This is a genomic window from Burkholderia lata (assembly GCF_902499335.1).
In the GTDB taxonomy this organism is placed as follows: Bacteria; Pseudomonadota; Gammaproteobacteria; order Burkholderiales; family Burkholderiaceae; genus Burkholderia; species Burkholderia lata_B.
On sequence record NZ_CABVQK010000004.1, the window covers coordinates 491,352 to 517,487 of the forward strand.

At 67.7% G+C, this 26,136-nt stretch carries 20 protein-coding genes; 4 read left to right on the forward strand and 16 right to left on the reverse strand.

The genetic code is table 11. The features are described 5' to 3' along the window. Positions 1–40: 40 nt before the first annotated feature. From BCO18175_RS12785 to BCO18175_RS12815, 7 genes are all read right to left on the reverse strand, one after another. Positions 41–826 (reverse strand): electron transfer flavoprotein subunit beta/FixA family protein, encoded by a 786-nt coding sequence (locus BCO18175_RS12785; RefSeq protein ID WP_174916018.1) that lies wholly within the window; start codon positions 824–826, stop codon positions 41–43. Next, positions 823–1,992 carry an electron transfer flavoprotein subunit alpha/FixB family protein gene (locus BCO18175_RS12790; RefSeq protein ID WP_174981166.1) on the reverse strand — a complete coding sequence of 390 codons (1,170 nt, stop codon included), beginning with the start codon at positions 1,990–1,992 and terminating at the stop codon, positions 823–825. The genes BCO18175_RS12785 and BCO18175_RS12790 overlap by 4 nt, the downstream gene beginning before the upstream one ends. 4 nt (positions 1,993–1,996) lie before the next feature. Next, the gene (locus BCO18175_RS12795; protein ID WP_174981170.1) at positions 1,997–3,922 is read right to left on the reverse strand and encodes a (Fe-S)-binding protein; all 1,926 of its coding nucleotides are present in this window, start codon (positions 3,920–3,922) and stop codon (positions 1,997–1,999) included. A gap of 3 nt (positions 3,923–3,925) precedes the next feature. Next, on the reverse strand, positions 3,926–5,989 hold the full coding sequence (locus tag BCO18175_RS12800) for an NADH:flavin oxidoreductase (RefSeq protein ID WP_011354182.1): 2,064 nt from the start codon (positions 5,987–5,989) through the stop codon (positions 3,926–3,928). A gap of 74 nt (positions 5,990–6,063) precedes the next feature. Next, complete coding sequence (locus tag BCO18175_RS12805) at positions 6,064–6,597, reverse strand: DUF5943 domain-containing protein (RefSeq protein WP_006488993.1); 534 nt, start codon at positions 6,595–6,597, stop codon at positions 6,064–6,066. A 139-nt stretch (positions 6,598–6,736) separates the two neighbouring features. Next, complete coding sequence (locus tag BCO18175_RS12810) at positions 6,737–7,708, reverse strand: dipeptidase (RefSeq protein WP_174931264.1); 972 nt, start codon at positions 7,706–7,708, stop codon at positions 6,737–6,739. Between the two features lie 31 nt (positions 7,709–7,739). Continuing rightward, positions 7,740–9,014 (reverse strand): serine hydroxymethyltransferase, encoded by a 1,275-nt coding sequence (locus BCO18175_RS12815; protein ID WP_174916022.1) that lies wholly within the window; start codon positions 9,012–9,014, stop codon positions 7,740–7,742. A gap of 447 nt (positions 9,015–9,461) precedes the next feature. Between BCO18175_RS12815 and BCO18175_RS12820 the strand changes: the two genes are divergently transcribed. Beyond that, complete coding sequence (locus BCO18175_RS12820) at positions 9,462–10,487, forward strand: GlxA family transcriptional regulator (protein WP_174981173.1); 1,026 nt, start codon at positions 9,462–9,464, stop codon at positions 10,485–10,487. Positions 10,488–10,546: 59 nt separating this feature from the next. Here the strand turns inward: BCO18175_RS12820 and BCO18175_RS12825 are convergent, their stop codons facing one another. After that, positions 10,547–11,959 carry a discoidin domain-containing protein gene (locus tag BCO18175_RS12825; protein ID WP_174981174.1) on the reverse strand — a complete coding sequence of 471 codons (1,413 nt, stop codon included), beginning with the start codon at positions 11,957–11,959 and terminating at the stop codon, positions 10,547–10,549. A 268-nt stretch (positions 11,960–12,227) separates the two neighbouring features. Between BCO18175_RS12825 and BCO18175_RS12830 the strand changes: the two genes are divergently transcribed. The 3 genes from BCO18175_RS12830 (at position 12,228) to BCO18175_RS12840 (ending at position 16,005) form a co-directional block, all read left to right on the forward strand. Further along, positions 12,228–13,649 (forward strand): PLP-dependent aminotransferase family protein, encoded by a 1,422-nt coding sequence (locus BCO18175_RS12830; protein ID WP_174981178.1) that lies wholly within the window; start codon positions 12,228–12,230, stop codon positions 13,647–13,649. Positions 13,650–13,911: 262 nt separating this feature from the next. Further along, entirely contained in the window at positions 13,912–14,667 is a 756-nt protein-coding gene (locus BCO18175_RS12835; RefSeq protein ID WP_174981180.1) for a hypothetical protein, read from the forward strand. Between the two features lie 315 nt (positions 14,668–14,982). After that, positions 14,983–16,005, forward strand: coding sequence for a class I fructose-bisphosphate aldolase (locus tag BCO18175_RS12840; RefSeq protein WP_174981183.1), 1,023 nt, complete (start codon positions 14,983–14,985; stop codon positions 16,003–16,005). A 156-nt stretch (positions 16,006–16,161) separates the two neighbouring features. Here BCO18175_RS12840 and fdhA read toward each other — a convergent pair whose 3' ends face one another. From fdhA to BCO18175_RS12880, 8 genes are all read right to left on the reverse strand, one after another. Then, complete coding sequence (gene fdhA / locus BCO18175_RS12845) at positions 16,162–17,358, reverse strand: formaldehyde dehydrogenase, glutathione-independent (RefSeq protein ID WP_039369545.1); 1,197 nt, start codon at positions 17,356–17,358, stop codon at positions 16,162–16,164. A gap of 254 nt (positions 17,359–17,612) precedes the next feature. Then, positions 17,613–18,803 (reverse strand): HlyD family secretion protein, encoded by a 1,191-nt coding sequence (locus BCO18175_RS12850; protein WP_174981186.1) that lies wholly within the window; start codon positions 18,801–18,803, stop codon positions 17,613–17,615. Continuing rightward, positions 18,803–20,605 (reverse strand): efflux transporter outer membrane subunit, encoded by a 1,803-nt coding sequence (locus tag BCO18175_RS12855; RefSeq protein WP_438820494.1) that lies wholly within the window; start codon positions 20,603–20,605, stop codon positions 18,803–18,805. The genes BCO18175_RS12850 and BCO18175_RS12855 overlap by 1 nt, the downstream gene beginning before the upstream one ends. A gap of 62 nt (positions 20,606–20,667) precedes the next feature. Next, on the reverse strand, positions 20,668–21,606 hold the full coding sequence (locus BCO18175_RS12860) for a glycosyltransferase family 2 protein (RefSeq protein WP_174981192.1): 939 nt from the start codon (positions 21,604–21,606) through the stop codon (positions 20,668–20,670). Between the two features lie 10 nt (positions 21,607–21,616). Continuing rightward, on the reverse strand, positions 21,617–23,224 hold the full coding sequence (locus BCO18175_RS12865) for a DHA2 family efflux MFS transporter permease subunit (RefSeq protein ID WP_174981195.1): 1,608 nt from the start codon (positions 23,222–23,224) through the stop codon (positions 21,617–21,619). Then, complete coding sequence (locus BCO18175_RS12870; RefSeq protein ID WP_174981198.1) at positions 23,221–24,504, reverse strand: glycosyltransferase; 1,284 nt, start codon at positions 24,502–24,504, stop codon at positions 23,221–23,223. The genes BCO18175_RS12865 and BCO18175_RS12870 overlap by 4 nt, the downstream gene beginning before the upstream one ends. Positions 24,505–24,521: 17 nt before the next feature. After that, complete coding sequence (locus BCO18175_RS12875) at positions 24,522–25,091, reverse strand: methyltransferase family protein (protein WP_011547084.1); 570 nt, start codon at positions 25,089–25,091, stop codon at positions 24,522–24,524. A 67-nt stretch (positions 25,092–25,158) separates the two neighbouring features. Then, positions 25,159–26,061 carry an alpha/beta fold hydrolase gene (locus BCO18175_RS12880; RefSeq protein WP_174981201.1) on the reverse strand — a complete coding sequence of 301 codons (903 nt, stop codon included), beginning with the start codon at positions 26,059–26,061 and terminating at the stop codon, positions 25,159–25,161. Between the last annotated feature and the right edge of the window lie 75 nt (positions 26,062–26,136).

The window sequence follows — 26,136 nt, forward strand, 5'->3', positions numbered from 1 at the left end:
ATTCCTTGCATCCCTGGGTTCTTGCCGACAGGCATCAAAATCAGTAGTCGATGAGCTGATGCTCGCGCAAATACGCGAGGATCACTTGTGCTTTTTCGACCGAACTCCCTTCATTTACGACGTTGCCGCCACGGCTTTCGGTCGTCGTCGCGGACAGCATCCGGGCATGCCCGGAGCGCTTCTCGGCGGCGACCAGCTTTACGGGTTTACGCTCGATCGGGCCGACCTTCCACGCGGCCGCGTCGGCGTCCGCGCCGGGCGCCGCGAGCGCGGGCCGGATCGCGCCGGCGCGCAGCCGCGCATACGCGTAGCGCGGCTCGGCATTCGCGAGCGGATGGACGGCGACGACGGCCGGCAGCGCCGTGTCGACGCGTCGCCGCAGCCCTTTCGGCAAAAATTGCCGGACGGCCGCGCGGCCGCCTTCGACCGTCACGTCGACGGCCGAGCCGACGAGCGGATAGCCGAGCGCCGCGGCGATGCGATACGGCAGCATGCCGGTGTCGTAGGCGCCCTCGGCACGCGTGCCGGTCAGCACGAGGTCGTAGCCCTCGACGCGCGCGGCGAGCGCATGCACGGCATCGTCGCCGTCGCGGCAGGCCAGCACCTCGACCTCCCGTGCGCCGAGCGCGAGATATTCGGCAAGCGCCGCGTTCGCGGGGTCGCCTGCATGGATCACGTCGAGCTTCGCGCGATGCCGCTCCGCGAGTTGGCGGCCGGTTTCGAGCGCGGCCGCGTCGTTGCGGCTGTAGCGCGCGACGCCGCTGACCGGATGGCGGCCGACGGACACGAGCACCGCGATGCGTTGCAACTGGCGGGGGGCGTTCATGCGGCGACTCCTTCCGGTTCACGGGTGCCGACCGCGGCCGGCGATTCGCCACGCGCGGCGCGCGCGGCCTGCACCTGTTCGATCAGCGCCGCGATCGTGCCCTGCGCGTCGCCGACCACCGTCAGGTTCGCGCGCTTCGCGATCGGCGCGCTGCCGTCGAGGTTCACCGCGATCACGTGGCGGCAGTCCTTGATCCCCTGCAGGTGCTGCACCGCGCCCGAGATGCCGAACGCGATGTACACGCTCGCCTCGACCGTCTTGCCGGTTGCACCGACCTGCTTGTCGCGCGTGAAGTGACCGTTGTCGACCGCGACGCGGCTCGCGCCGATCGCCGCACCGAACGCACCGGCCAGCCGTTCGAACGCACCGATGTCGGACACGCCGTTGCCGGCCGACACGATGAAATCGGCTTCCTCCAGCGCAACCTGTGCCGCGTCGATTTCGTCGAGGCCGAGATCGCGGTACGGTTGCGCGGCGTCATGCGCCGGGCGGATGAAGTCGGCAGCCAGGCGTTCGCCCGCACCGACGAACGGCAGCTTCGCGTCGACCGCGTTCTGCTCGAGCAGGATCACGTCGGGCAGCGCACGGGTGGCAAACGCGCGCCCGGCCTGCGCATACGCGCCGACATGCTTCGCGTCGATCTCGACGACGTGGGTCGCGACGCTCGCACCGGCGGCCGCCGCGTAGCGCCGGCCGAGATCGCCGTCGCCCGTCGCGTTGTCGGGCACGAACACGTGTTTCGGCGCGAGCGCGGCAACGCAGGCCTGCAGCGCTTGCAGTTCGCTTTCAGGGTCGAACGCGCGCCGATCGAAACCGGCGAGTTCCAGCAGCTTGTCGACGCCCAGTTCGGCCACGTCGTCCTTGAGTTCGCCGAACGCGAGCAGCGCGACTTCGGTCTGCGCATCGGCGAGCAATGCGGCGGCGGCGATCGCCTGCCGCGAATGATCGTCGAGCGCGCCACGTTCGCTGTGCGCGACCACCAGCATCACGTGCTTCGGATCCTGCACCGCGCGGCGCGGCTTCGCAGCCGCTGCGCCATGACCGTGCACGGACCCGTGCGCGGCGTTCGCATCGGCGCTGCCTTCCTCGCCGAGCGTGATGCGCTTCAGGCCCGCGGCCGTGATGATGAACGGCCGGCGCGGATCGATTCGTTTGATCGTATTCATCGATTCACTCCAGCGAGGCGGCGACGAGTTCGGCCACGTCGAGCACGTCGGGGCGCGGGCCCACGACGCCTTCGAGCATCGCCGTGCAGTTCGGGCAGGCAACCGCTACCACGTCCGCGCCGATCGTGCGCGCGTCGGCGATGCGGATATCGGGAATGCGTTGCTTGCCGGGAATGTCGGTCAGCGGCGCGCCGCCGCCACCGCCGCAGCAGCGGCCGCGCATGCCGTTGCGCTCCATCTCGACGACCTGGATGCCGATCGTCTTCAGCAGCTTGCGCGGCGCTTCCGTCTCGCCGTTGTAGCGGCCGAGGTAGCACGGGTCGTGATACGTGGTGCGCTTCTCGCGCAGCGCTTCGACGGCCTTCGGCGCGATCTTGCCGCTGTCGGCCAGTTCGGCGAGGTAGGTCGTATGGTGCTTGACCGTCACGCGCAGCCCGAGCGCACGGTATTCGTTGCGCAGGCTGTGCATCACGTGCGGGTCGGCCGTCACGATCTGCTTGTACGACAGCGTGCCGAGCGTGCCGATCAGGCGCTTCGCCATCTGCTGGAACGTCGCTTCGTCGCCGAGCCGGCGGGCGACGTCGCCCGTGTCGGTTTCGGTCGAGCCGAGCACCGCATAGTCGACGCCCGCCTTGTTCAGTACCTTGACGAACGCGCGAAGCGTGCGCTGGTAGCGCATGTCGAACGCACCTTCGCCCGCGACGAACAGCACGTCGACCGGCTTGCCGGGTTGCGCGACAGGTGCGCTCAGGTCGACCGACCAGTCGTAGCGCGCAGCGGTGTCGTAGCCGCCCATCGTGCCGGTTTCACGCAGGTTCGCGAGCACTTCCTGGCCTTTACCCGGCACCGTGCCGTGCACGAGCGTGCGGTTGCGGCGCATGTCGACGATCGCGTCGACGTGCTCGATCAGCATCGGGCATTCCTGCACGCAGGCACGGCAGGTCGTGCACGACCACAGCGTCTGCTCCTCGATCAGGCCCGACACGATCGGGCCGTTCGGCTCGCCGCGATGCTGGCCGACCGCGAGGCCCGGCGACGGGCTGCCCGCGTATGCCGCATCGGTACCGCCCGCCATCCCGACGACGAGATCCTGGATCAGCTTCTTCGGGTTCAGCGGTTGGCCCGACGCGAACGCGGGGCACGCGGCTTCGCACTTGCCGCACTGCACGCACGCGTCGAAGCTCAGCAGCTGGTTCCAGCGGAATTCGACCGGCTTCTCGACGCCATACTCCTGATGCTCGATGTCCGGCAGCTTCAGCGCCGTCGGCGGCGTAGCCGTGCCGTTACCGGTGAACGATTCGCGCGTGGCGGCGAAACGCTCCTGGCGCGGGTGGAAGGCCAGGTGCAGCAGGCCGGCGATCGCATGCTTCATCGGGCCGCCCTTCGCGGCGCCGACCGTCATCGTGAATGCACCGACGCCGATCAGCACTGCGCAGAGCACCGCGAACGCGCCCGACATCGCACCGGTCGGCACCAGCATGAACAGCACGAGGCCGAGCGCGAACGAGCCGAGCAGCCAGGGCAGCGTATTCCACGGGCCGCGCGACAGGCGGGCCGGCACGTCCTTGGCCGCGCGTCGGCGCCACACGAACACCGCGCCGACCAGCATCGCGAGCGCCGACAGGAAGATCAGCTTGTCGAGCCACGGCGAGTAGATCGCGAGGCCGTAGTTGATGAACACCAGCGCGAGCGCGCCGATCGCGCCGCCGGCCGTCGCGACGTGCGTCTTCGCGATGTACGGATCGCGGGCGACCACGTGGTGCAGGTCGACGAAGTAGCGCTTCGGGATCGCGAACAGGTTCGCGACGCCGAACGAGCCGGGCGCGGTGGCCCGGCCGAGACGCCAGTAGGACGAGCGCTTCGCGACTGCGAACGCGAGCCCCGCCACCGACAGCCACAACAGGGCGGTAATGAGGAAGGACGGATTCATCTTTTAGAAATCCTTCACGAGACGCAGCGAGTCGTAGATCGCACCGTGGACGTTGTGCATCGAGATGCAGTCGCCGACACGGAACAGCAGGAAACGGCCATTGCCGAGTTCTTCCGACAGGCACGGCTGCGGCTCGGCCGCGAACAGCGTGTGCGGATCGATCTGGCCGCGGTTCACCGATTCCGGCTTGAGCTTCCAGTACAGCTCGTCGTTCGGCGACGAACCGTTCTCGATCACCACCTGGTCGACCGCGCGCTCCTCGAGTTCTTCCGTGTACTCGTTGCGCAGCACCGCGATCAGCTTGCCGTCCTCTTCATAGACGCGATCGAGCATCGTGTTCGGCGTCGGGATCACGCCGAATGCGTACAGGCGGCGATAGAAGATCGGGAACGTCGTGCCGCCGCAATCGTCGGCCACCTTCACGTCCGGCGTGACGACCTCGACCTTCGAGCCGCGGCTCGCCATGAAGTCGGCCACGCCCGCGCCCGCATGCGTGCTCACGCCGTCGAACAGCAGCACGTTCTGCTTCGGCTCGACCTTGCCGGTCAGGATGTCCCACGAGCTGACGGCGAGGCCCTCGGCCACGCCCCAGCCCGGCACCTGCCACGTGAAGCTCGACCCGCCCGTCGCGAGCACGACGATGTCCGGCTTCTCGGCCATGATCATCTTCTCGTCGGCTGCCACGCCGAGCCGGCGATCGACGCCCAGGCGCTTCGTTTCCATGTCGAACCAGCGGATGATCCCCGACATCTGTTCGCGCTGCGGCGCCTTCGCGGCGATCATCACCTGGCCGCCCACTTCCGCGTTCTTCTCGAACAGCACGACGTCGTGGCCGCGCAGCTTCGCGACGCGCGCCGCCTCGAGGCCCGCCGGGCCCGCGCCGACCACCACGACCTTGCGCTTCGGGCCGCGCGACTTCTCGATGATGTGCGGCATCGTCGATTCGCGCGACGTCGCCGCGTTCTGGATGCACAGCACGTCAAGGCCGTTGTACTGGCGGTCGATGCAGTAGTTCGCGCCGACGCACTGCTTGATTTCGTCTTCGCGGCCGTCGCGGATCTTGATCACCATGTGCGGATCGGCAATCTGCGCGCGCGTCATGCCGACCAGGTCGATCATGCCGGTCGCGAGCAGGCGCTCGGCCTGGCCCGCATCGCGGATGCTCTGTGCGTGCATCACCGGAATCTTCACGACCGACTTGATGCCGGCCGCGAGGTGCACGAACGGCTCCGGCGGCAGCGCCATCGGCGGCATGCAGTTGGCGATCGTGTTGTGCGTATCGCCGCCCGAACCGACCACGCTCAGGTAGTCGATCAGGCCCGTCTCCGACATCGCCTGCGCGATTTCCTTCAGTGCTTCGTGATCGAGGCCGTCCTCGTGGAATTCGTCGCCGCACATGCGCAGGCCGACGCAGAAATCCTTGCCGACCGCCTCACGCACCGCCGTCAGCACCTCGATGCCGAAGCGCAGCCGGTTTTCCAGGCTGCCGCCCCATTCGTCGGTGCGGTGGTTCGAACGCTTGCTCCAGAACTGGTCGATCAAGTGCTGGTGGGCAGCCGAGATTTCGATGCCGTCCATGCCGGCCGCTTTCACGCGCTTCGCGGCTGCCGCGAAATCGCCGATGATGCGGCGGATTTCCTCGATCTCGATGATCTTCGCGTTACCGCGGTGCACGGGTTCGCGCACGCCCGACGGCGACATCAGGTGCGGCCAGTGCTCGCCGTGGAACGACGAGCGACGGCCCATGTGCGTCGCCTGGATCATGATCTTCGCGCCGTGCTTGTGCATCGTGTCGGCGAGGCGCGTGAGCGGATCGATGATCTTGTCGGTCGACAGGTTCACCGATTTCCACCAGCCCTGCGGGCTGTCGATCGACACCGGGCTCGACCCGCCGCAGATCGCGAGGCCCACGCCGCCCTTCGCCTTTTCTTCGTAGTAGCGGATATAGCGGTCGCCCGGCAGGCCGCCCGGCTCGGCATACACCTCCGCATGCGCGGTGCTGACGATCCGGTTGCGCAGCGTCAGCTGGTTCAGCTGCATGGGTTTGAACAGGTGGGGATAACGCATCGCTGGCGACCTCTGGCGTTCGAATGTCTCGTGTTGCGGGTGTTGTTGTGTTGCTGTGCCGTTACGTCAGCGCATCAGTGCGCGATCGGCGACACTTCGAAGACGCAGTGGTCGTGATGCTCGGCCGCGCACTGCACTTCCTTCGATTGCGCACGCGGTGCGCCCTTGCCTTCCGGCGTCGTGTCGTTGACCCAGTCCATCGCGCCGGCGAACCAGCCCGCGAACATGTAGCAGAGCTTGCCTTCCTTGCCCGGCTGCTGGAGCACGAACGACGAGTGGCGCAGCTCGATCTTCGCGCGCGCGCTGGCCGGATCGGCCTCGATGATCGAGAACAGGCCCCAGCCGCGCTGCGACAGGCGCTTCAGGTAGTGCTCGAACACGGCCATGCCGGTCAGGCCGTGCAGCTTGGCTTCCTTGTCGCACCAGTGGTAGGCGGACTTGTAGCCGGCCTTGTACAGGATCTCGGCATACGCCTCGACGCCGAGCGCTTCCTCGACGGCGACGTGGTTGTTCGTGAAGAAGTGGCGCGGCACATACAGCATCGGCAGCGCGTCGGTGGTCCAGACGCCGGTATCGGGATCGACGTTGATCGGCAGTTGCGGTTGCATCGTGGTGACTCCGTGAGGAAATTGGCCGCGCGGCTCAGTGCGCAGGCGCGACATCGTCCGCGCGCCCGTGCGGCTTGCACGGGCACGTCCCGATTTTTTTAATGTTGAATCGCTGGCGGTGGTTCGGCGTTCGCGGCGCTTACGCGCCCCACACGTCCTTGAACACGCGCACCCAGTTCTCGCCCATGATCTTGCGGATACGCGACTCCTTCCAGCCGTGGCGCTCCATCGCGGCCGTCAGGTTCGGGAATTCGCCGATCGTGCGGATGCCGTCCGGGTTGATCACCTTGCCGAAATTCGTCAGCTGGCGATAGCGGCCCTTGTCATGCGTCAGCATGTCGAAGAACTCCTTCGCGAAATCCTGCGTGAAATCCGTGCCGATGCCGACCGCGTCTTCACCGATCAGGTTCACGACGTAGTCGATCGCCTCGATGTAGTCGTCGATGTTCGCCTCGATCCCGCGCTTCAGGAACGGCGCGAACATCGTCACGCCGACGAAGCCGCCTGCGTCGGCGATCTCCTTCAGCTGTTCGTCGCTCTTGTTGCGCGGGTGCTCCTTCAGGCCCGACGGCAGGCAGTGCGAATAGCACACCGGCTTCTTCGAGAACGCGATCGCTTCCGACGACGTGTTGCCGCCCACGTGCGACAGGTCGACCATGATGCCGACGCGGTTCATCTCGGTGATCACTTCGCGGCCGAAGTCCGACAGCCCGCCGTCACGCTCGTAGCAGCCGGTGCCGACCAGGTTCTGCGTGTTGTAGCAGAGCTGCACGACGCGCACGCCCATGTCGGCGAACGCTTCGATGTAGCCGATGTTGTCCTCGAACGCATGCGCGTTCTGGAAGCCGAGGATCACGCCGGTCTTGTCTTCCTTCTTCGCGCGGAAGATGTCTTCCGTCGTGCGCACCAGCGTCAGCAACTCGCTGTTGTCGCGGATCTTCTTCTTCATCACGCCGATGTTGTCGACGGTCTTGGTGAAGTTTTCCCACACCGACACCGTGCAGTTCGCGGCGGTGATGCCGCCCTTGCGCATGTCTTCGAACACCGGCTTCTCGAACTTCGAGATGTTCAGCCCGTCGATGATGATGCTGTCTTGATGCAGCGTGCTCATGTGTTGCTCCAGTATTGTCGGGTCGGTGGGATCAATAGATCGGGAAGCGCTCGCACAACGCGAAGATCTCGCGGCGCACGCGCTGTTCGGTGGCATGGTCGCCTTCCGGGTTCGCGCGCAGCGCGTCGAACACTTCCAGGATCAGGCGGCCCACTTCGCGGAACTCCGCGACGCCGAAGCCGCGCGTCGTGCCGGCCGGCGTGCCGAGGCGGATGCCCGACGTGACGGTCGGCTTCTCGGTGTCGAACGGAATGCCGTTCTTGTTGCAGGTGATTCCCGCGCGCTCCAGCGCCTGTTCGACCGGCGCGCCCTTCAGGCCCTTCGGGCGCAGGTCGACCAGCAGCAGGTGGTTGTCGGTGCCGCCCGTGACGAGATCGACGCCGCCCGCCTTCAGCACTTCGCCGAGCGCCTGCGCGTTCGCGAGCACGTTGTCGATGTAGGTCTTGAAGTCCGCATGCAGCACTTCGCCGAACGCGACGGCCTTGCCGGCGATCACGTGCATCAGCGGGCCGCCCTGCAGGCCGGGGAACACGGCCGAGTTGATCTTCTTCGCGATGTCCTCGTCGTTGGTCAGCACGAAGCCGCCGCGCGGGCCGCGCAACGTCTTGTGGGTGGTCGACGTGACGACGTGCGCATGCTCGACCGGGTTCGCGTGGCGGCCCGCGGCGATCACGCCGGCGATGTGCGCCATGTCGACCATCAGCTTCGCGCCGACGCTGTCGGCGATCGCACGGAAGCGCGCGAAGTCGAGCGCCCGCGGGTATGCCGAGAAGCCGGCGATGATCAGGTTCGGCTTGTGCTCGTGCGCGAGCGCTTCGACCTGGTCGTAGTCGATCAGCATCGTGTCGCGGTTCACGCCGTACTGGACCGCGTTGAACCACTTGCCCGACAGCGCCGGCTTCGCGCCGTGCGTCAGGTGGCCGCCCGCGTCGAGCGACATGCCGAGCACCGTGTCGCCCGGCTTGGCCAGCGCGAGCATCACCGAGCCGTTCGCCTGCGCGCCCGAGTGCGGCTGCACGTTCGCATAGCCGGCGTTGAAGATCTTCTTCACGCGTTCGATTGCCAGCGCCTCGACTTCATCCGCGAACTCGCAGCCGCCGTAGTAGCGCTTGCCAGGATAGCCTTCCGCGTACTTGTTGGTCAGCACCGAGCCCTGCGCCTCGAGCACGGCACGCGACACGATGTTTTCCGACGCGATCAGTTCGACCTGCGACTGCTGACGCTCGAGTTCCTTCAGGATGGCGCTGCGCACCGGCGCGTCGCGCTCGGCAAGGGGCTGCGAGAAGAAAGGCTGGGTGTTCGACATAGTGCGTCCGTGACGAAGAATAAGGGGCTGAAACCGAAGCTCAAGGCCCGCCCTGCCTGGGTTTCCCGCTCGTCCCGTACAAGGCTGCCGACGGCTCTATTCTTGTCGTTCGGATTTTCGGCGGATTGATGAATTTAGACGCGTTCTTTGCCTTTTCCGCCATCCGCGTCCGTTTTATACAAGTGACCGGTCGTGCTTTTTCGGATGACCAAGCAAACCGCCTCCGGCAGTTCACCTATGAACAGGCACGCCGGCGGTGCGATTGCCGCCCGGTCGGGGTGCAACGCGTCCCGAATACGGTGCAGCGCAGCATGCGGCTTTCGGCCAGACAACGTATGGATCTAGGGTTTAGCCGTATGGCACGCTTGTTGCGCTGGCTCACACAATATCGCAGCCCGTCCGTGCCCCCCGGGCGTAAAGCTATTAGAGATTCAAGGAACACCCCCCATGTCGCCCGACCGCACAGCGTCGCTGTCCCACTTCGCGTTCATGCCCTTACCGAATTTCACGATGATCGCGTTCACCAATGCGATCGAGGTGCTTCGGATGGCGAACTACCTGAGCGGCCAGCCGCTCTACCGCTGGTCGGTCATCAGCCCGGAAGGCGGCCCGGTTACCGCGAGCAACGGGCTGACGGTCGACACCGGCCCGGCCGAATGCGTGGGGCAGCCCGACATCGTGTTCGTATGCGGCGGCGTCGACGTGCAGCGCGCGACCACGCCCGCCCATCTGTCGACGCTGCGCCGCTTCGCGCGCTCGGGCATCCCGCTCGGCAGCCTGTGCACGGGCACCTATGCACTCGCGAAGTCGGGGCTGCTCGCGGGCTATGCGTGCGCGATCCACTGGGAGAACATGTCGGCGCTGAAGGAAGAGTTTCCGGACACCCGCTTCCTGAAGGAACTGTTCGTGATCGACCGCGACCGCATCACGTGCACGGGCGGCGTCGCGCCGCTCGACATGATGCTGAACCTGATCGCCGCGCGCGTGGGCACCGCGCGCGTCACGCAGATCGCCGAGCAGTTCATCGTCGAACACGTGCGCGACACGAGCGCGCAGCAACGCATGCCGCTCGTCGCGCGCCTCGGCTCAGCGAACAAGTCGCTGTTCGAAGTGATCTCGCTGATGGAGAACAACATCGAGGAACCGCTGTCGCGCGAGGAGCTCGCGCGGCTCGCGAACATGTCGCAGCGGCAACTGCAGCGCCTGTTCCGCGAACACCTCGGCATGACGCCGACGCACTACTACCTGACGCTGCGGCTGCGCCGCGCGCGCGAACTGCTGCTGCAGACCGACATGTCGATCATGCACATCACGATGGCGTGCGGCTTCCAGTCGGCGTGCCATTTCAGCAAGAGCTATCGCGATGCGTTCGGCGTCGCGCCGACCCGCGAGCGACGCAAGCAGGTCGCGCCGCTTGCTCAGGGTGCGGCAAGCGCCAGCCCGGCATTCCCTGCGCATGTGCTGCACGCGTAACCCGCACCGCCACTGACGCATGAAAAAAGCGGCCTAGAAGGCCGCTTTTTTCTTTGCGCTTACGATCCCCACACCTGCATTTCGTCGAGCGAATAACCCCACTGCGTCGCGCGCTTCGTGCCGTACATCCGCACGTAGCGGCCATGCCCGTTCAGGTTCGGCAGCGTCACGTGGCCATACGACACGCCGTTGTTCGTCGAGTAGATCGTCGTCCAGTTCACGTTGTCGTTCGACGTCTGGATCTGGTAGACGAGCGCGCCCGCATCCCAGTAGAGATCGACGCTGTTGATCGTCTTCGTCGCACCGAGATCCACGGAGATCCATTGCGGATCGACGCCCGCGCCTTCCGGCGAATCCCAGCGCGTGCTCGTGGTGTTGCCGTCGAACGCCTTGTCGGGCGTGAGCGACGCGTTGTAGCTCGCCGATGCGGCGGCCGGGTGGCCTTGCGACAGCAGCGTGATCTGGTTCGAGGCCGGGCCGCCGTAGTAGCTCGACCCGAGCTTGGCCTTCGTCGTGTCGGCGTTCACGCCGAATTGCGACAGGCTCCAGCGCTGGCCGGTCGTCACGTCGCCGACGTAGAGCTGGTAGCCGCCCGCCGTCGTCGACGAGAAGAACAGGTAGTTCGTGCCGCTCACCGGCGCGGGGTCGGAGTTGTTGCTGATGCAGTCGTTGAGCGCCAACTGATTCGGCGTCGATGCCGGGTCCGCGGTCTTCGAGTAGATCTGGTCGAGCTGGCTCGTGTCCTTCCAGCGCGCGTAGAACACCGTGCCGTCCGCACGCACGATCGGATAGTAGGTCTGCAGGCCCGCCGGATTATCGAACACGGCCGTGGCACCAGTCGCGAGCGTGCGCTTCATCAGGCCCATGTTCGCGCCGGTGCCGCTCGCGTAGTAGACGGCGCTCGCGTCCGGCGCGAGGAACGGCATCGAGTACTCGGCGCCGGCCGGCGCGTTGGTCAGGCTCACGACCGACGTGAACACCGGGCCCGCGCTCGTGTACGACAGCGTGGCCTGCTTGACGTCGCCGTTCTGCTTGAACACGAGGGTCTTGCCGTCCGCGCTGAATTTCGGGTCCTCGTTGCGGGTGGCGCCCGTACTGTTCGTCATGTTGATCGGCGCATTGCTGGTGCCGAGCTGAACCATGAACACGTTCCATGCGTTGTTCTTGATGCCCATGAACGCGAGCCACTTGCCGTCGGGGCTGAACACGCCGTTCATCGGATCGGTGATGCCCCACGCGCTCTTGCTCAGTTGCGTCAGCGTACGGGCCGAGAAGTCGTAGAGGAACAGCTGGCTCGTGCCGTCACCGTAGTTGACATAGCTGTGATAGACGAGCTTGCCGGTCAGGGCGGCGGGGAACGTCGTGTTCGGCTGGGCGGCGGGATTGCTGATGCAGGCGGCCTGTGCCGCGCCGCCGGACATGCCGAGGGCGAGGCCGGCCATCAGGCCCGCGATGAGGGTCTTCGATTTCACGCTGAAAGATTCCGGGTAAGGTAAGGAGGACGCCGCAGAAAGGTCCCGCAAAGGTTGCGCGGAAGCTACGGATCCGCCGCGAGGCAGCGTGGTCTCCGTATCGATCGGACATCGGGAATGAAGCTTGCTCTAGGATGCCCGCTCGTCAGACGAAAGAAAAGGATCAGAGTCCACGCAAAACATGCGGATCAGCACGTCGACGGGATTGCGCGCGACGGGTGCCGTGCTACTCTTTTTTCAGCGAGGCTTCGAGCGGCCGGGGGGCAGCATGAAGCGATATGCGGCGCTGGCACAGACGATCGCCGAGGCCATCCGGCGCGGCGACCTGGCGGCCGGTGCGCGCATCCCCACCGTGCGCGCGGCCTGTCGCGCGTATGGCGTGAGCCCGTCCACCGTGTTTCGCGCGTACTACGCGCTCGAAAGCGAGGGTCTGATCGTCGCGCGTGCACGATCCGGTTATTTCGTTGCGAACCTCGAAGACAAGCACGTGCGGTTCGGCCATGAACCGCCACGCAAGCCGGCCGCCGCGCCAAACGACGACGACGATACGCTGTTCCGCCTGCTCGACTCCCTCAAGTGCGAAGACATCGTTCCGCTCGGCTCGGCGTTCGCCAGCTATTCGCTGTTCCCGATGGGCAGCCTGTGGCGCGCAATGGCGTCGGCAGCCCGCAACATGGATCGCACGGCCCTGCTGTCCGGCTTGCCGCCCGGCCATGACGCACTGCGCCGCCAGATCGCGCTGCGCTACCTGAAGGCAGGCGCGGCGCTGCCGATGGACGAGATCATCATCACGACGGGCGCGCTCGAAGCGCTGACGCTCAGCCTGCAGGCGCTGACGCGCCCGGGCGATATCGTCGCGATCGAGCGACCGGCGTTCCATGCGGTCCTGGAGGCCGTGCAGCGCCTGCACCTGAAGGCCGTCGAGATTCCGGTCGACCCGCGCACCGGCCTCGATCTCGACGCACTCGAGCAAGCGCTCGACACGCATCCGGTGCGTGCCTGCTGGTTCATGACGTCGTTCCACAACCCGACCGGCGCGACACTGTCCGACGAGCGCAAGCGCGCATTGATCGACCTGCTCGCGGCACGCAACGTGCCGCTGATCGAGGACGACGTCTATGGCGAGCTGCATTTCGGGACGGTCCCCACGCGTCCCGCCAAACTGTATGACGACAGCGGGCTCGTCCTGCATTGCGGTTCGTTTTCGAAATGCCTCGCGCCCGGGTTCCGGATCGGCTGGGTCGCGGCCGGACGCTATGTGCGGCAGATCCGTCAGGCAAAAGGCGCGAGCGCGCCGGCGGCCGACGTGCCCGCGCAGATGGCGATTTCGAGCTACCTGCGCGACGGCGCGTACGATCGCTTCCTGCGCAAGCTGCGCCGCAATCTCGCTGCACACCAGGCGCAGATGCTGGCGGCCGTGCGCGCCTATTTTCCGGCCGGCACCGAAGTGTTCGCGCCGCGCGGCGGGTATTTCCTGTGGATCGAACTGCCGCCGCGCGTGGATGCGATGCACCTGTTCGGCGATGCGATGGAAAGCGGCGTCAGCATCGCGCCGGGCCCGATCTTTTCCGCGACCGGCGGATTCCGCCGCTATCTTCGGCTCAATTACGGCCGGCCGTGGACGCCGGCCGTCGAGCAGGCGATGCAGACCATCGGGACACTCGCGGCCCGGCAGCGGCGGGACGGCTAGCGTGGATCGGACGAATCACGGCGGCCTGCTCGCGCCTTGCGTTTCACGTGCCGGCGACCAAGAATGAAGCGATAGGCCGGCACGGACGAACGTGTTCCGCGCACCCGACGTCATGGAGAACCTCATGAGCACCGCATGCGGACGACAGTCGACGACGCACGCTCCGCCGGATCCCGGCACGGGCCGATCGGCTGCGTTGCAGGAAAGGATCATGACGCCCGGCGAACGTTCGCCTCGTTGACGGCCCAGACTGCTTCCAGCGATGCGAGTCCTGCCCAACCGCACCATTCGCGCGCGCGATGACTGGCGCGCGATCCTGAACGCGCGAGCCGAAGGGCGGCGCACCGCCAGCTTCCGCTGCAGGGAATGCGGCTTCGTGGCCTTCCGTGCACTCGAGCACTGCCCCGTCTGCGGCCGGTGGAACTGGCCGTTCGATTCGATTCGCGTTGCTTCGGCCGACACGCATGCCGCGCACGCGGCGCGATCCTTTCACACGTGGTCATCGCGTATCGCGCGGGCGCTTCGCAACGCGACGTTCCAGCGGCCGCGCGCATCGAGCGCGCCGATCCTGAGCATCCTGACGCTCGTCCTGCTGGTCGGCGGCTACGTGGCGGTCGACCGGACGTGCAAGGCCGATCCCGTTTGTCGCGGCTCGAATGGATCGATCGCGACGGCAAGCCATGCCGGCCCGTACGCGTCGATCGATCCCGCGCCACCGGTCCTGCTGGCGCCCGTCTACCCGTTCCATTCGACTGACGGAGCGCAGGCGGCGGCCGCCCGACAGGGCAGCGCGGAGCTCGGCGAATCCGCCGGACGGACGGTGACTGCACAAGCCGCGCCGCCGATACGCGCGCCCGACCGGATACACGCCGGCACGGTTCGCGTGACGGACTGGAAAGGCAACCACGCTTCCGCGCATCGTGCTCACGCAATCCACCGCGTGAGCCTGCACACCACGCATGCACGACGCACCACCGCCAACAATACGCAAATCGCGCAGCTCTATCGCGGCCACTGAGCGCGACCCGTGCTTCTCCACACTTCCACAGCAAAAACGGGCAGCCCGTTTCCGGCACCACCCGCTTCGCACGACGCGTTGCGTGTGTCGAACGCGCGGTGCAGACCATCGGTGCGCTGGCCTCGCGGCAACGGCACACGCACCAGCCCTGGCACGGACGATGCCACCCGAGTGTGTGCCAATCAGGCGCGGCACGCGCCTTGCGTTCTGGCCGACGCGCGACAAAGAATGAAATCGGAAGGCGGCGTGACGATGTGACGAAGTGAACAGCGAGCGGCCGGCACGGCCGCGTGGCGGTTTCAGCGGAGGAATTCCATGAGCACCGAGAGCGCACTCCAGGCGACGATCCAGGCACTCGTTCAGGATGGCAAAGGCTTGCTGGCGGCCGACGAAAGCGGGCCGACCATCGCGAAGCGCTTCAAGACGATCGCGGTCGAATCGACCGAAGAGAACCGCCGCGCATGGCGCACCCTGTTGCTGTCGACGCCGGGCCTCGGTGAATTCGTCAGCGGCGTGATCCTGTATGAAGAGACGCTCGGGCAATGTGCGGACGATGGCACGCCGTTGCCCGAACTCGCCGCTCGCCAGCAGATCGTGCCCGGCATCAAGGTCGACGCGGGCAAGATTCCGCTCGCGCTCGCGCCCGGCGACGAAATCACGCAAGGGCTCGATGGGCTTGCGGCGCGCCTCGACGGCTATCAGCGGCAAGGCGCACGGTTCGCGAAATGGCGCGCGGTGTACAACGTGTCCGCCACGCTGCCGGGCCATGCGGCGATCAAGGCAAACGCCGAAGCGCTCGCGCGCTATGCGGCGATCTGCCAGGAGGCCGGCGTCGTGCCGATCGTCGAGCCGGAAGTGCTGATGGACGGCGATCATTCGATCGGCCGCTGCGCGCAAGTGACCGACGCCGTGCTGCACGCCGTGTTCGACGCGCTGCACCGGCACCGGGTCGTGCTGGCGCACATGTTGCTCAAACCGAGCATGGTCGTCGCGGGCAGCACGCACACCGCACAGCCGGCCCCCGCCGAAGTCGCGGAGGCGACGGTGCGCCTGTTGCGCAGCACCGTGCCGGCCGAAGTGCCCGGCATCTTCTTCCTGTCCGGCGGACAGACGCCCGAGGAAGCGACGGCGCATCTCGACGCGATGAATCGCGTTGCCGGGCGGCCGTGGCTGCTGAGCTTTTCATATGGACGCGCGCTGCAGGAGCCGCCGCTGGCCGCGTGGAAGGGACAGGCGGCCAACGTACGCGCCGCGCAGGATGCGCTGCTGCTGCGCGCACGCCTGAACGGTGCGGCCTGCCGCGGTCAGTACGACGCCGCGATGGAGCGCACCGCGTGAACGGAGCCGGGCGAATGTCGCCCCGGTCGATCGTTCACGCGTGAGCTTCTCGCCCGGCTCGATCGCGGGCACTGAGCGCGCGCTTCCCGAACGCACAAAGGGCCGAGGCGCTTGAACGCCCCGGCCCCTTCGATTACCGCGCGGTGGTCGGTCGCGTTACGCGGCCAGCAACCCGTGCGGGTCGATGACGAATTTGCGCGGCGCGCCACCGTCGAACTTCTTGTAGCCTTCCGGCGCCTGGTCGAGCGAAATCACTTCGACGTTGACGATCTTCGCGATCGGCAGCCGGTCGAACAGGATCGCCTGCATCAGGTTGCGGTTGTACTTCAGCACCGGCGTCTGGCCCGTGAAGAACGAGTGCGACTTCGCCCAACCGAGGCCGAAGCGGATGCTCAGGCTGCCGTGCTGCGCGGCCTTGTCCTTCGCGCCCGGATCGTCCGTCACGTACAGGCCCGGGATGCCGATCGCGCCGGCCGGCCGCGTGATTTCCATCAGCGAGTTCAGCACCGTCGCGGGCGCTTCCTCCGAATGGCCCGACGAGCCGTGCCCGTGTGCCTCGAAGCCGACGCAGTCGACCGCGCAGTCGATCTCGGGCACACCGAGAATCTGCTCGATCTGCTCGCCGAGCGATGCGTCCTTCGACAGGTCGACCGTCTCGAAGCCCATCGCCCGCGCGTGCGCGAGGCGTTCCGCGTTCATGTCGCCGACGATCGTCACCGCCGCGCCGAGCAGGCGCGCCGAAGCGGCCGCCGCCATCCCGACCGGGCCCGCGCCCGCGATATAGACCGTCGAGCCCGGCTTCACGCCCGCGCTCACCGCGCCGTGATAACCGGTCGGCAGGATGTCGGACAGGCAGGTCAGATCGCGGATCTTCGCCATCGCCTGATCGCGGTCGGGGAATTTCAGCAGGTTGAAATCCGCGTACGGCACGAGCACGTACTCGGCCTGGCCGCCGATCCAGCCGCCCATGTCGACGTAACCATAGGCACCACCCGCACGCGACGGGTTCACGTTCAGGCACACGCCCGTATGCGTGTCCTTGCACATCGCGCAGCGGCCGCAAGCCACGTTGAACGGCACCGACACGAGATCGCCGAGCTTCAGCGTCTCGACGTCGCGGCCGATCTCGACCACCTCGCCCGTGATCTCGTGACCGAGCACGAGGCCGACCGGCGCAGTCGTGCGGCCGCGCACCATGTGCTGGTCGGAACCGCAGATGTTCGTGCTGACCACTTTCAGGATCACGCCGTGGCCGATCGCACGGCCGCTCGGATCGACCATCTTCGGATAATCGATCTTCTGCACTTCGACCTGGCCCGGCCCAAGATAGACGACACCTCGATTGCTGCTCATCGTATTGTCTCCATGTCTCGTTGGATGGCGCCGCGGCGCGCCGGCTCATGCGGCACACGCGCAACGTGCTGTTCGAGAGTAGTCCGGGAGGCGGGGGCGCCGATGTCTCAAACGCGACACGCGTTTGAACGGCGCCGACATCGATGGCGGAAATGCGAAAGTCGGGTGGGAAACGACGGGAAGGTTGCGCGCGCGGCGTGACGCGCCGGGGCGGGCCGATCGTGGCGACCGGCCTCCCCTCGCATGGGCAGGCGTTACCCGCCCTGATTTTCGCGGATGATCGCGGCGGCGGCGCTTTCCGCGTCGCTCGCGACGCCATCGTGCACGCGCGTGCTGACGGCCGGCGTCGGCGGCTCGCTGTCGAGCGCGTGGCCGTTGCGGTCGTGCGTGTCGACCGTCGCGCGCATCGACAGCCCGACGCGCAGCGGATGCGCGGCGAGATCGCGCGCATCGAGCGCGATCACGACCGGCACGCGCTGCACGACCTTGATCCAGTTGCCGGCCGCGTTCTGCGACGGCAGCATCGAGAACGCACTGCCCGTGCCCGCCGAGAAGCCCTGCACGCGGCCGCGATAGGTCACGCGCGAGCCGTACAGATCCGACACCACCTCGACCGGCTGCCCGACGCGCATGTGGCGGATCTGCCCTTCCTTGAAATTCGCCTCGATCCACAGCTGGTTGAGCTGCACGATCGACATCAGCGGCACGCCGGGCCCGACCTGCTGGCCGACCTGCACCGAACGCTGCCCGATCGTGCCGTCAACCGGCGCGACGATCGTCGTGCGCTTCAGGTTCCGGTACGCGAGCTTGAACTGCGCGGCCGCCTGCACGACGGCCGGGCTTTCGTCGACAGGCAGTTTGGTGCCGAGCGCGCGTGCCGCGTCGAGCTGCGCCTGCGCGGCCGCGAGATTCGCCTGCGCACCGGCGACCGCCGCGCGCGCACGCGCGAGCTCCTCCGGCGCGACGATCTCGACCGACGCGCCCGAACGTGCGGCGAACGCACGCTGCGCGAGCGACAGGTCGGCCCGCCGCGCATTCACGGCCTCGACGTACATCGTGTTCGAGATCTTCGCGTTCGCGACCTGCCGCACCGCCTGCGCGAGCTGCGCCTTCGCCTGCGCGAACGCGACGGACGCCTCGGTGTCGTCGAGCTTCACGAGCGTCTGGCCGGCGCGCACGGCCTGCGTATCGGCAACCACGACGTCGGTCACCGATCCGGGGATCTGCGCGGCGACCTGGACGATGCTGCCGGCGACGTACGCATCGTCGGTGTCTTCGTAGTAGCGATCGCTCAGCAGCCAGTATGCGATCCATGCGAGCGCGGCCACCAGCACGACCGCGAAGAACGCGATGAAGCGCTTGCGGCGCGTCGCGCGGCGCGCGTCGAGTGCCGGGTCGTTCAGTGCGGCCGGCGGCGCGGCGGTATGAAGGTTGTCGTGGTGCATCAGTCGCTTTGCGTAACGATCAGACGATCGTGCTGGAACAGGGGGATCGGCGGCATGACCGACGGGCTCGGCGCCGGATTCGCCGCTGCAGTGCGTGCGAGAACGGGGGTGCCGCGCGTTGTCGCGCCGGCGGCCGGCGTGCTTGCTGCATCGTCACGTCGTGCGGACCCCGCATTCGATGCCGCGACGACCTGCGGCACGGCCCCGCTCGCCGCGCGCGCTTCGGCCGACGGCCCCGCCACGGATCGGCTCGCGGTCGGTGTGGTCGCAGTGCCCACGGCGGTCGCTGCGGGCGCGGCGGTCGAAGCGCCTCGCTTCGTCGCCCCGCTACGCGCCCGATGCACGGCCGGCGCCTGCGCAACCGTCGCGCCCGCATCGAACCCGCCACCCAGCGCGCCGATCAGCCCGACGCGCAGCGTCCGCTGCCGGCCGAGCAACGCGATCATCTGCGCGCGCTCGTCGATCAGCGTGAGATCCGCGACATCCACGTCCTTCTGCATCAGCACGCCGCGCCGGTGACGATCGGTCGCGATCTCCACGATCTTCTGCGCAGCCACGACCGCGTCCTGCTGCTGCGCGACGAGCGTCTGCGACGTCTGCAGCGACGTGACGAACTGCGCGACCTGCCCGAGCGCGTCGTCGACGGTCTTGTTGTACAGCCCGATCGCCACATCGGCCTGCGCGACGTCCGCACCGAGCTTCGCCTTCAATCGGCCGCGATCGAAGATCGGCAACGAGATCGCCGGGCCGATGGAGCCGGCGAGCGCGTCGCGCGAGAACAGCGACGCAGGCGTCAGCGCGAACACGCCGCCGAGCGCGACGAGGTTCACGTCCGGATAGAACTGCGCGCGCGTCGAATCGGCATTCGCGAATGCGGCTTCGACACGCAACCGCGCGGCGACGATGTCGGGCCGGCGGCCCAGGAGATCGGCCGGCAACCGCGCGGGCAGCGCGCCGCCCGCGAACGCGCCGACGCGCGGCCGCTGCAGCGCGAGCCCGCGCTCGGGGCCGCGGCCCGACAGCACGCCGAGCTGAAGTTGCCCGAGCTTGATCTGCTCGTCGTTCAGCGCAATCTGCGCGAGCAGCTTGCTGCGCTTGATCGATGCGTCGCTCGCGTCGTATGCGTTGTCGAGCCCGCGCGCGGTGCGCTCGCGCAGCACGGTCGTCACGCGCTGGCTGACCTTCAGTTTCTGCTGCAGCAGTTCCTGCGTCGCGTACGACTGGTCGAGCTGGCAGTAAACGGTGACGATCGCGACCGCCAGCGTGAGCCGTACCTGCTCGGCTTCGACCCGCGCCGCTTCGCGCAACGACATCAGGCTCTTCGTCGCGGCGCGGTTCTTGCCCCACAGGTCGAGCTGGTAGGTGAGCCCGACGAACACCGACGACGGCGAGGTGTTCGGATCGCCGAAGATCTCGACCGGTACGCGATAGCCGCCAACCGATACGTCGGCAACGTCGTTGCCCGGCTTCGGCATCCGCGCACGGCTGACCGTCGCACCGGCCGTGCCCGTCAGCCCCGTCAACGAATCGAACTGCTGAAGCTGCGCCTGCGCGATTCGCAGCCGCGCCTGCGCGACCTGCAGGTCGGGATTGTTTTGCGATGCCTCGGCGACCAGTGCGTCGAGTTGCGGATCCTTCAACTGCTTCACCCAGTCGGGCGCGGGCCATGCACCGTTCACGCCAGGGCCGGCCGTGTGTGCGAGCGCATCGTCGGCCGGCGCGCGCAACGACAGCGACGGCAGGAAGCCCGACGGCACGCATCCGCTCAACGCCAGCGACACCGCCGTGGCGACGATCATCATCGAGCCGCCCTTCACGCTACGCGCCGGCCCCGCCGCTTGTTTCTCACGCCGCATCGCGCCCCTCACCCCTGCTGAACGCGCTGCGCACGCGCGGCCAGACGCGGCCGCGTGCGTTCGAGCGGGCCGAGCCGGCCGAACAGGCCGTCCGCGACGCCGAACAGGATGCCGGCGAGCTTCGCGCGCTTGTCGCGTTCGACGAGCGCGATCTGCACGATCTGCCACACCGTCAGCAGGTTCGGCACGATCGCCACCGGAAAGCGCAGCCCGTATTGCATCCCGAGCTGCACCGCATTGCGTGCGCTGTAGTAGCGCCGTTGCCACGAGTGATTCATCGACGTCATTTCAAAAGGGCCGATCGCGTGACGCTGCTTCGCGCCGATCCGGTGCGGCAGCACCAGCGACGGCACGACATAGAGCGGCACGTTGCGCGACAGCGCGCGGAAGCTGTATTCGGTATCGACGTGATCGATGAACAGCGTCTCGTCGAACCGGCCGAGCAGGTCGAACGCGTCGCGCGACACGACGCAGCCCGACGAAATCAGGAACGCGCAGCGCTGCGGCGGCGCGCCCGGCTCGATGCGCAGGCGGCGCAGCCCGATCCCGTTGGTCGACAGTTCGGGCAGGAAGCTGCGCGCGTTCTCGTCGAAGATGCGCGGGCCGGCCAGGAACGCGCGCCCCGCAAGCCCTGCACAGACATCGCGCATCGCGGGGAAATACGCAGCCGGCACCGACGAATCCTGGTCGAACAGCGCGACGGCATCGATACGGTCGCGAAACAGCACCGCAAGCCCCGCGTTGTACGCGCCCGCGATCCCGCCGCGATTGCCGTGATGCAGCAGCGCGATGCCTTCGCGCGCGCACAGCTCGCGGGCCCGCGCATCGGGCTGCGGCGTGTTGTCGACGACGAGCAGCGCGTCGCACGCGTGCCGCCATGCGCCGAGCGCGTCGAGCTGCGCATCGCTCGGGTGATACAGGATCACGAGTGCGCCGAGTGTCGTCATGTTCCTCTCCTCAATGCCCGAACGACGCCGCCGCGCCGCGCTTCGGCCGCGTCAGCCACATCATTGCCGCGAGTGCGAGACACGTCATGCTTGCCATCCAGAACATGTCGTTGGTCGCCATCATGTAGGCCTGCTGCATCACGACCTGGTGCAGCGTCGACAGCTCGCGCACGCCGTCCACGCCCATCGCGTTCAGCGTGTGCACGAAACGCTGCGTGTTCGCCGACGCGTGCGTGACGGATTGCGACACGACGTCGTAGTGATAGGTCGCGCGGTTGTCCCACAGCGTCACGCTCATCGCGGTGCCGAACGCGGCCGACAGCGTGCGCAGGAAGTTCGACAGGCTCGACGCGGCGGCAAGCCGGTCGTCCGGAATGCGCGACAGCGTCGCGGCCGTCAGCGGGATGAAGAAGCACGGCAGCCCGATCCCCTGGATCAGTCCCGGCGCGGCAATCTGCGCGAACGTCATCTTCAGCGTGAATTGCGCATCCCACGCGAGCACGGCCGCGAATACGAGGAAGCCGAAGGTCGCGAGCACGCGCGCGTCGAAGCGATGCGCATGCAGCCCGACGAGGATCGAGAACACCAGCGCGAGCACGCCGAGCGACGCGGTCGCGAGCCCCGCGTGAAACGCGTTGTAGCCCATCACGGCCTGCATCCACAGCGGGAACACGACGCCGACCACCGAGAAACTCATCATCCCGAGCGAGATGATCAGCACGCAGAACGAGAACGTGCGATCGCGGAACAGGCTGAGATCGACGACGGGATTCGCTTCGCCCGCCTCCCAGATCAGCAGCGACACGATCGAGAGCCCCGCGACCACCGCGAGCGTGACGATCAGCGGCGAGCCGAACCAGCCGCGATCGTGGCCGAGATCGAGCATCGCCTGCAGCGAGCCGACGCCGATCACGAGCAGCACGATGCCCGGCACGTCGATCGGGCCGGGCGCGCCGCGTTGCGCGTCGGGGCGCAGCATCGCGGTGCAGACCGCGAACGAGAACAACCCGATCGGCAAATTGATCAGGAAGATCCACGGCCACGAGAAGTTATCGACGATCCAGCCGCCGACCACCGGCCCGAAGATCGGCGCGAGCAGCACCGTCATCGCCCACAGCGCGAGCGCGATCGTGCGTTTGTCCGGCGGGAACGTGCGCAACAGGATCGTCTGCGACAGCGGCACCATCGGCCCGGAAAACAGCCCCTGCAGCGCGCGACAAATCACCAGCACGTGCAGGTCGCGCGCGAGCCCGCACAGCAGCGACGTCAGCGTGAACAGCAGGATCGCGCCGACGAACAGCCGCAACTCGCCGACACGGCGCGCGAGCCAGCCCGTCAGCGGCACCGCGATCGCGGCCGCGACCGAATACGAGCTGATCACCCACGTGCCCTGGCTGTTCGATACGCCGAGACTGCCGGAGATCGCCGGCACCGCGACGTTCGTCACGGTCGAGTCGAGCACCTCGATGAAGGTCGCGAGCGACAGCGCGAACGTCAGCAGCGCGAGCCGGACGCCGCGCACCGGCTGTGCGGCCGGGGCCGGGGCCGGGGCCGGGGCCGGCACGTCGAACGCGGACGGCGCGACGGGCCCGTCGTGAAGCGGCGACGCGGTGCTCATGCGCCGGCCACCGCTGCTTCGGGCCGCGCGGCTGCCTGCCTGCGCGCCGGTGCATACCGTTCGATGAAATCGGCGGCGGCGTCGCAGCCGTCCCGCTCGGCCGCAAGCAGTGCGCGGGTACGCGCCGCGTGCGTTGCAAACGCGGGTTCGCCCAGCACGCGCGCGAGCGCCGCGCCGAGGCGCGCGCCGTCGATCGGACCGTCGACGCGCACGCCGCAGCCGCTCACCGCAACGCGTTGTGCGTTGTCGAACTGGTCATGCGCGAACGGTGTCACGACCTGCGCGATCCCGGCTTCGAACGCGAGCGCCGCCGTGCCGATCCCGCCGTGATGCACGAGCGCGCGGCAGCGCGGCAGCAGCGTGCGCATCGGCACGAAGGGGCGCACCAGCAGCCGGTCGCCGTCCGGCGCCGCATCGTGCGGCGTCAGCAGGATCCCGCGCGCGCCGGTCGCGCGCAGCGCGTCCGCCACCGCGCGCGCATAGGCCGCGTGATCGACGCGTGTCGAACCGGCCGTGAACACGACCGGGGGTTCACCGGCCGCGAGATACGCATCGAGTGCCACATCTTCATCGGGTGTCGCAATATCGTTGAACAACGGAAAGCCGCTTTGCAGGTGATTCGACGGCCAGTCCGGCTGCGGCGGCGCGAACCAGCCGGGGAACAGGCACAGCACGCCGTCGGTCGAATGCAGCCAGCGGCCCAGCACGCGCCGCGCGGGCGAGAGCCCGAGCTCGCGGCGCACCGCGTTGAGCGCGGGGCCGCACGCGCGATCGAGCACCTGGCGCTCGATCAGCGTCATCAGCGCCGCCTTCACGGGCAGCGGCCAGCGCGCGGGAATCGTCAGGCGCGGGTGCGTCGGCGGCGCATGCGCGGACAGCAGCGTCGACGGCGACACCTGCACCGACACGTACGGCGTGCCATGCAGTTCCTGCATGAAGCGCGCGGAAAACGCCCACAGCGTGCCGACGAGCACCGTATCGCCGTCGGTCAGCGCACGCAGCGCGTCGTAATGCGGGCGCAGCGTCGGCGCGATCACCTGCCACAGCGTGCGGAACGACGTGCGCGAATCCCACAGCGCGGGGTTCGCCATCGCGGCCTCGTATTCGGCCGCGGTGCCGATCGGCACGAAGGCGAACCCGCAACGCCGCACGGCCGCCTCGAACGGCGCGTGCGTGCAGAACACGACGTCGTGACCGCGCGCCGCGAGCGTGCGCGCGACGCCGAGCAGCGGATGCACGTCGCCCGCCGAGCCGATCGCGGTCACGATCATCTTCGCCATCGTGCGCCTCGCGGGGTTCAGTAGAAGCCGGGAATCAGCGCCGCGACCTCGCGGCGGTACTGCGCGTACGCCGGCCCGAAATACCCGGTCAGCCAGCTCTCCTCGACGCGCACCTTGTACGCGAGCGACGCGAACACGAGCAGCACGCCGATCGCGCCGCGCCATTCGCCGCCGATCAGCGCGGCACCGACGAGCGCGATCAGGCAGCCCGTGTAGATCGGGTGACGCACGAGCGCATACGGCCCCGTGCGGACGAGTTCATGGTCTTCCTTCAGCGTGACCGACACGCTCCAGTTCGTGCCGAGGTGCAGCCGCGCCCACACCGAGAACAGCAGGCCGGCCACCAGCACCGCGAGCCCGCACTGCGCCTGCAGGCCGAAGCGCTGCCAGTCCGGCACGAGCGCTTGCCACGACGGATCAGGCAGGATGATCAGCGCGCCGCCGACGATCAGCGGAATCGACTGCAGCGTGCGCGAGCGCGACGCTTCCTTGCGCACGGTCGTCTTCACGCCTTGCGAAGTGGCGATCCAGTAGGCGAGCCACGCGGCCCACGGAACGACGATGGCGATGGTCTGAACGATATTCACGGCTGGCCTGCCTCGTTGGGATGGGAATTCGGGATCGCCGCGCGCACCGGACGCACGGCGTGCGGCGTTACGACGACAGCGCGTGCATCGATGCGGGCACGCACGATTGCGCTGCGGCGAGCGCGATGCCGGCGGCGAGCGACGACCCGCCACAGAAAAAGTCGAGCAGCGCCGAACGCGTGTATTCGCGCTGCGCACGGCCTTCGATGTCGAGGAAGTGGCCGGCATCCGGCACCGTCGCGAACCGCGCGCGCGGCACGTGCGCGCCGAGCTGGCGCACGTCGGCGGGCGTCGTGTACTCGTCACGCTCGCCGTTCAGGAACAGCAGCTCGCAGCCGATGTTCGAGAACTCGCTGAAGTAGCGCTCGGGCTGCAGCGACAGGATCTGGTCGACGTGGAACGCGACCTGGTCCTGCTCGTCGCGCGGCAGGCGCGTGAGATACCGGTAGTTGTACAGCTTCATGATGCGCGGCAGGTAGCGGCCGACGGTGTCGTTCAGCAGCTGCGCGGCCTTCAGGTTCTCGCCGGCCGAGATGTGGTCGCGGGCGCGCGTCACGTAGTCCACCATCGCATCGTTCAGGAACGGCGAGAACGAGCAGATCGCCGCGCGCCGCACGCTCGGGCAGCCGCGTGCGAGCGCGAACAGCGACGCGACGCCGCCCCACGACACCGACACGAGGTACGCCGGCGCGAAGTGCTCGACCAGGTGCTGCAGGATCGCGGCTTCGTCGTCCTTCGTCAGGATGTAGCAGCCCGGGTTGTGCTGGCGCGACTGCCCCGCGTACGGCAGGTCGAAGCAGATCGTGTTCATCCGCTCGCCGAGATACTGGACGGTCTGCCCGAACGACGCGGTCGTCGCGAGTGCGCCATTGACGAGCATCGCCGTGTCGAACGCCGGGTCGAACACGTTCCGTTCGACGTAGACCTTCAGACCATTCGGCAGCGGGACCACGTGTTTTTCGGTCAGCATCGTCGTTCTCCGGTGGATGCGGCGTCTCGACGTCGCGGCATGCTGCAGGTGCGCAATGACTGCGCCGGTTTTGGC

Coding starts and splice junctions, on each gene's coding strand:
- BCO18175_RS12785 (WP_174916018.1), bottom strand. CDS start 826: ATGAACGCCCCCCGCCAGTTGCAACGCATCGCGGTGCTCGTGTCCGTC.
- BCO18175_RS12790 (WP_174981166.1), bottom strand. CDS start 1,992: ATGAATACGATCAAACGAATCGATCCGCGCCGGCCGTTCATCATCACG.
- BCO18175_RS12795 (WP_174981170.1), bottom strand. CDS start 3,922: ATGAATCCGTCCTTCCTCATTACCGCCCTGTTGTGGCTGTCGGTGGCG.
- BCO18175_RS12800 (WP_011354182.1), bottom strand. CDS start 5,989: ATGCGTTATCCCCACCTGTTCAAACCCATGCAGCTGAACCAGCTGACG.
- BCO18175_RS12805 (WP_006488993.1), bottom strand. CDS start 6,597: ATGCAACCGCAACTGCCGATCAACGTCGATCCCGATACCGGCGTCTGG.
- BCO18175_RS12810 (WP_174931264.1), bottom strand. CDS start 7,708: ATGAGCACGCTGCATCAAGACAGCATCATCATCGACGGGCTGAACATC.
- BCO18175_RS12815 (WP_174916022.1), bottom strand. CDS start 9,014: ATGTCGAACACCCAGCCTTTCTTCTCGCAGCCCCTTGCCGAGCGCGAC.
- BCO18175_RS12820 (WP_174981173.1), top strand. CDS start 9,462: ATGTCGCCCGACCGCACAGCGTCGCTGTCCCACTTCGCGTTCATGCCC.
- BCO18175_RS12830 (WP_174981178.1), top strand. CDS start 12,228: ATGAAGCGATATGCGGCGCTGGCACAGACGATCGCCGAGGCCATCCGG.
- BCO18175_RS12835 (WP_174981180.1), top strand. CDS start 13,912: ATGCGAGTCCTGCCCAACCGCACCATTCGCGCGCGCGATGACTGGCGC.
- BCO18175_RS12840 (WP_174981183.1), top strand. CDS start 14,983: ATGAGCACCGAGAGCGCACTCCAGGCGACGATCCAGGCACTCGTTCAG.
- fdhA (WP_039369545.1), bottom strand. CDS start 17,358: ATGAGCAGCAATCGAGGTGTCGTCTATCTTGGGCCGGGCCAGGTCGAA.
- BCO18175_RS12850 (WP_174981186.1), bottom strand. CDS start 18,803: ATGCACCACGACAACCTTCATACCGCCGCGCCGCCGGCCGCACTGAAC.
- BCO18175_RS12855 (WP_438820494.1), bottom strand. CDS start 20,605: ATGATGATCGTCGCCACGGCGGTGTCGCTGGCGTTGAGCGGATGCGTG.
- BCO18175_RS12860 (WP_174981192.1), bottom strand. CDS start 21,606: ATGACGACACTCGGCGCACTCGTGATCCTGTATCACCCGAGCGATGCG.
- BCO18175_RS12865 (WP_174981195.1), bottom strand. CDS start 23,224: ATGAGCACCGCGTCGCCGCTTCACGACGGGCCCGTCGCGCCGTCCGCG.
- BCO18175_RS12870 (WP_174981198.1), bottom strand. CDS start 24,504: ATGGCGAAGATGATCGTGACCGCGATCGGCTCGGCGGGCGACGTGCAT.
- BCO18175_RS12880 (WP_174981201.1), bottom strand. CDS start 26,061: ATGCTGACCGAAAAACACGTGGTCCCGCTGCCGAATGGTCTGAAGGTC.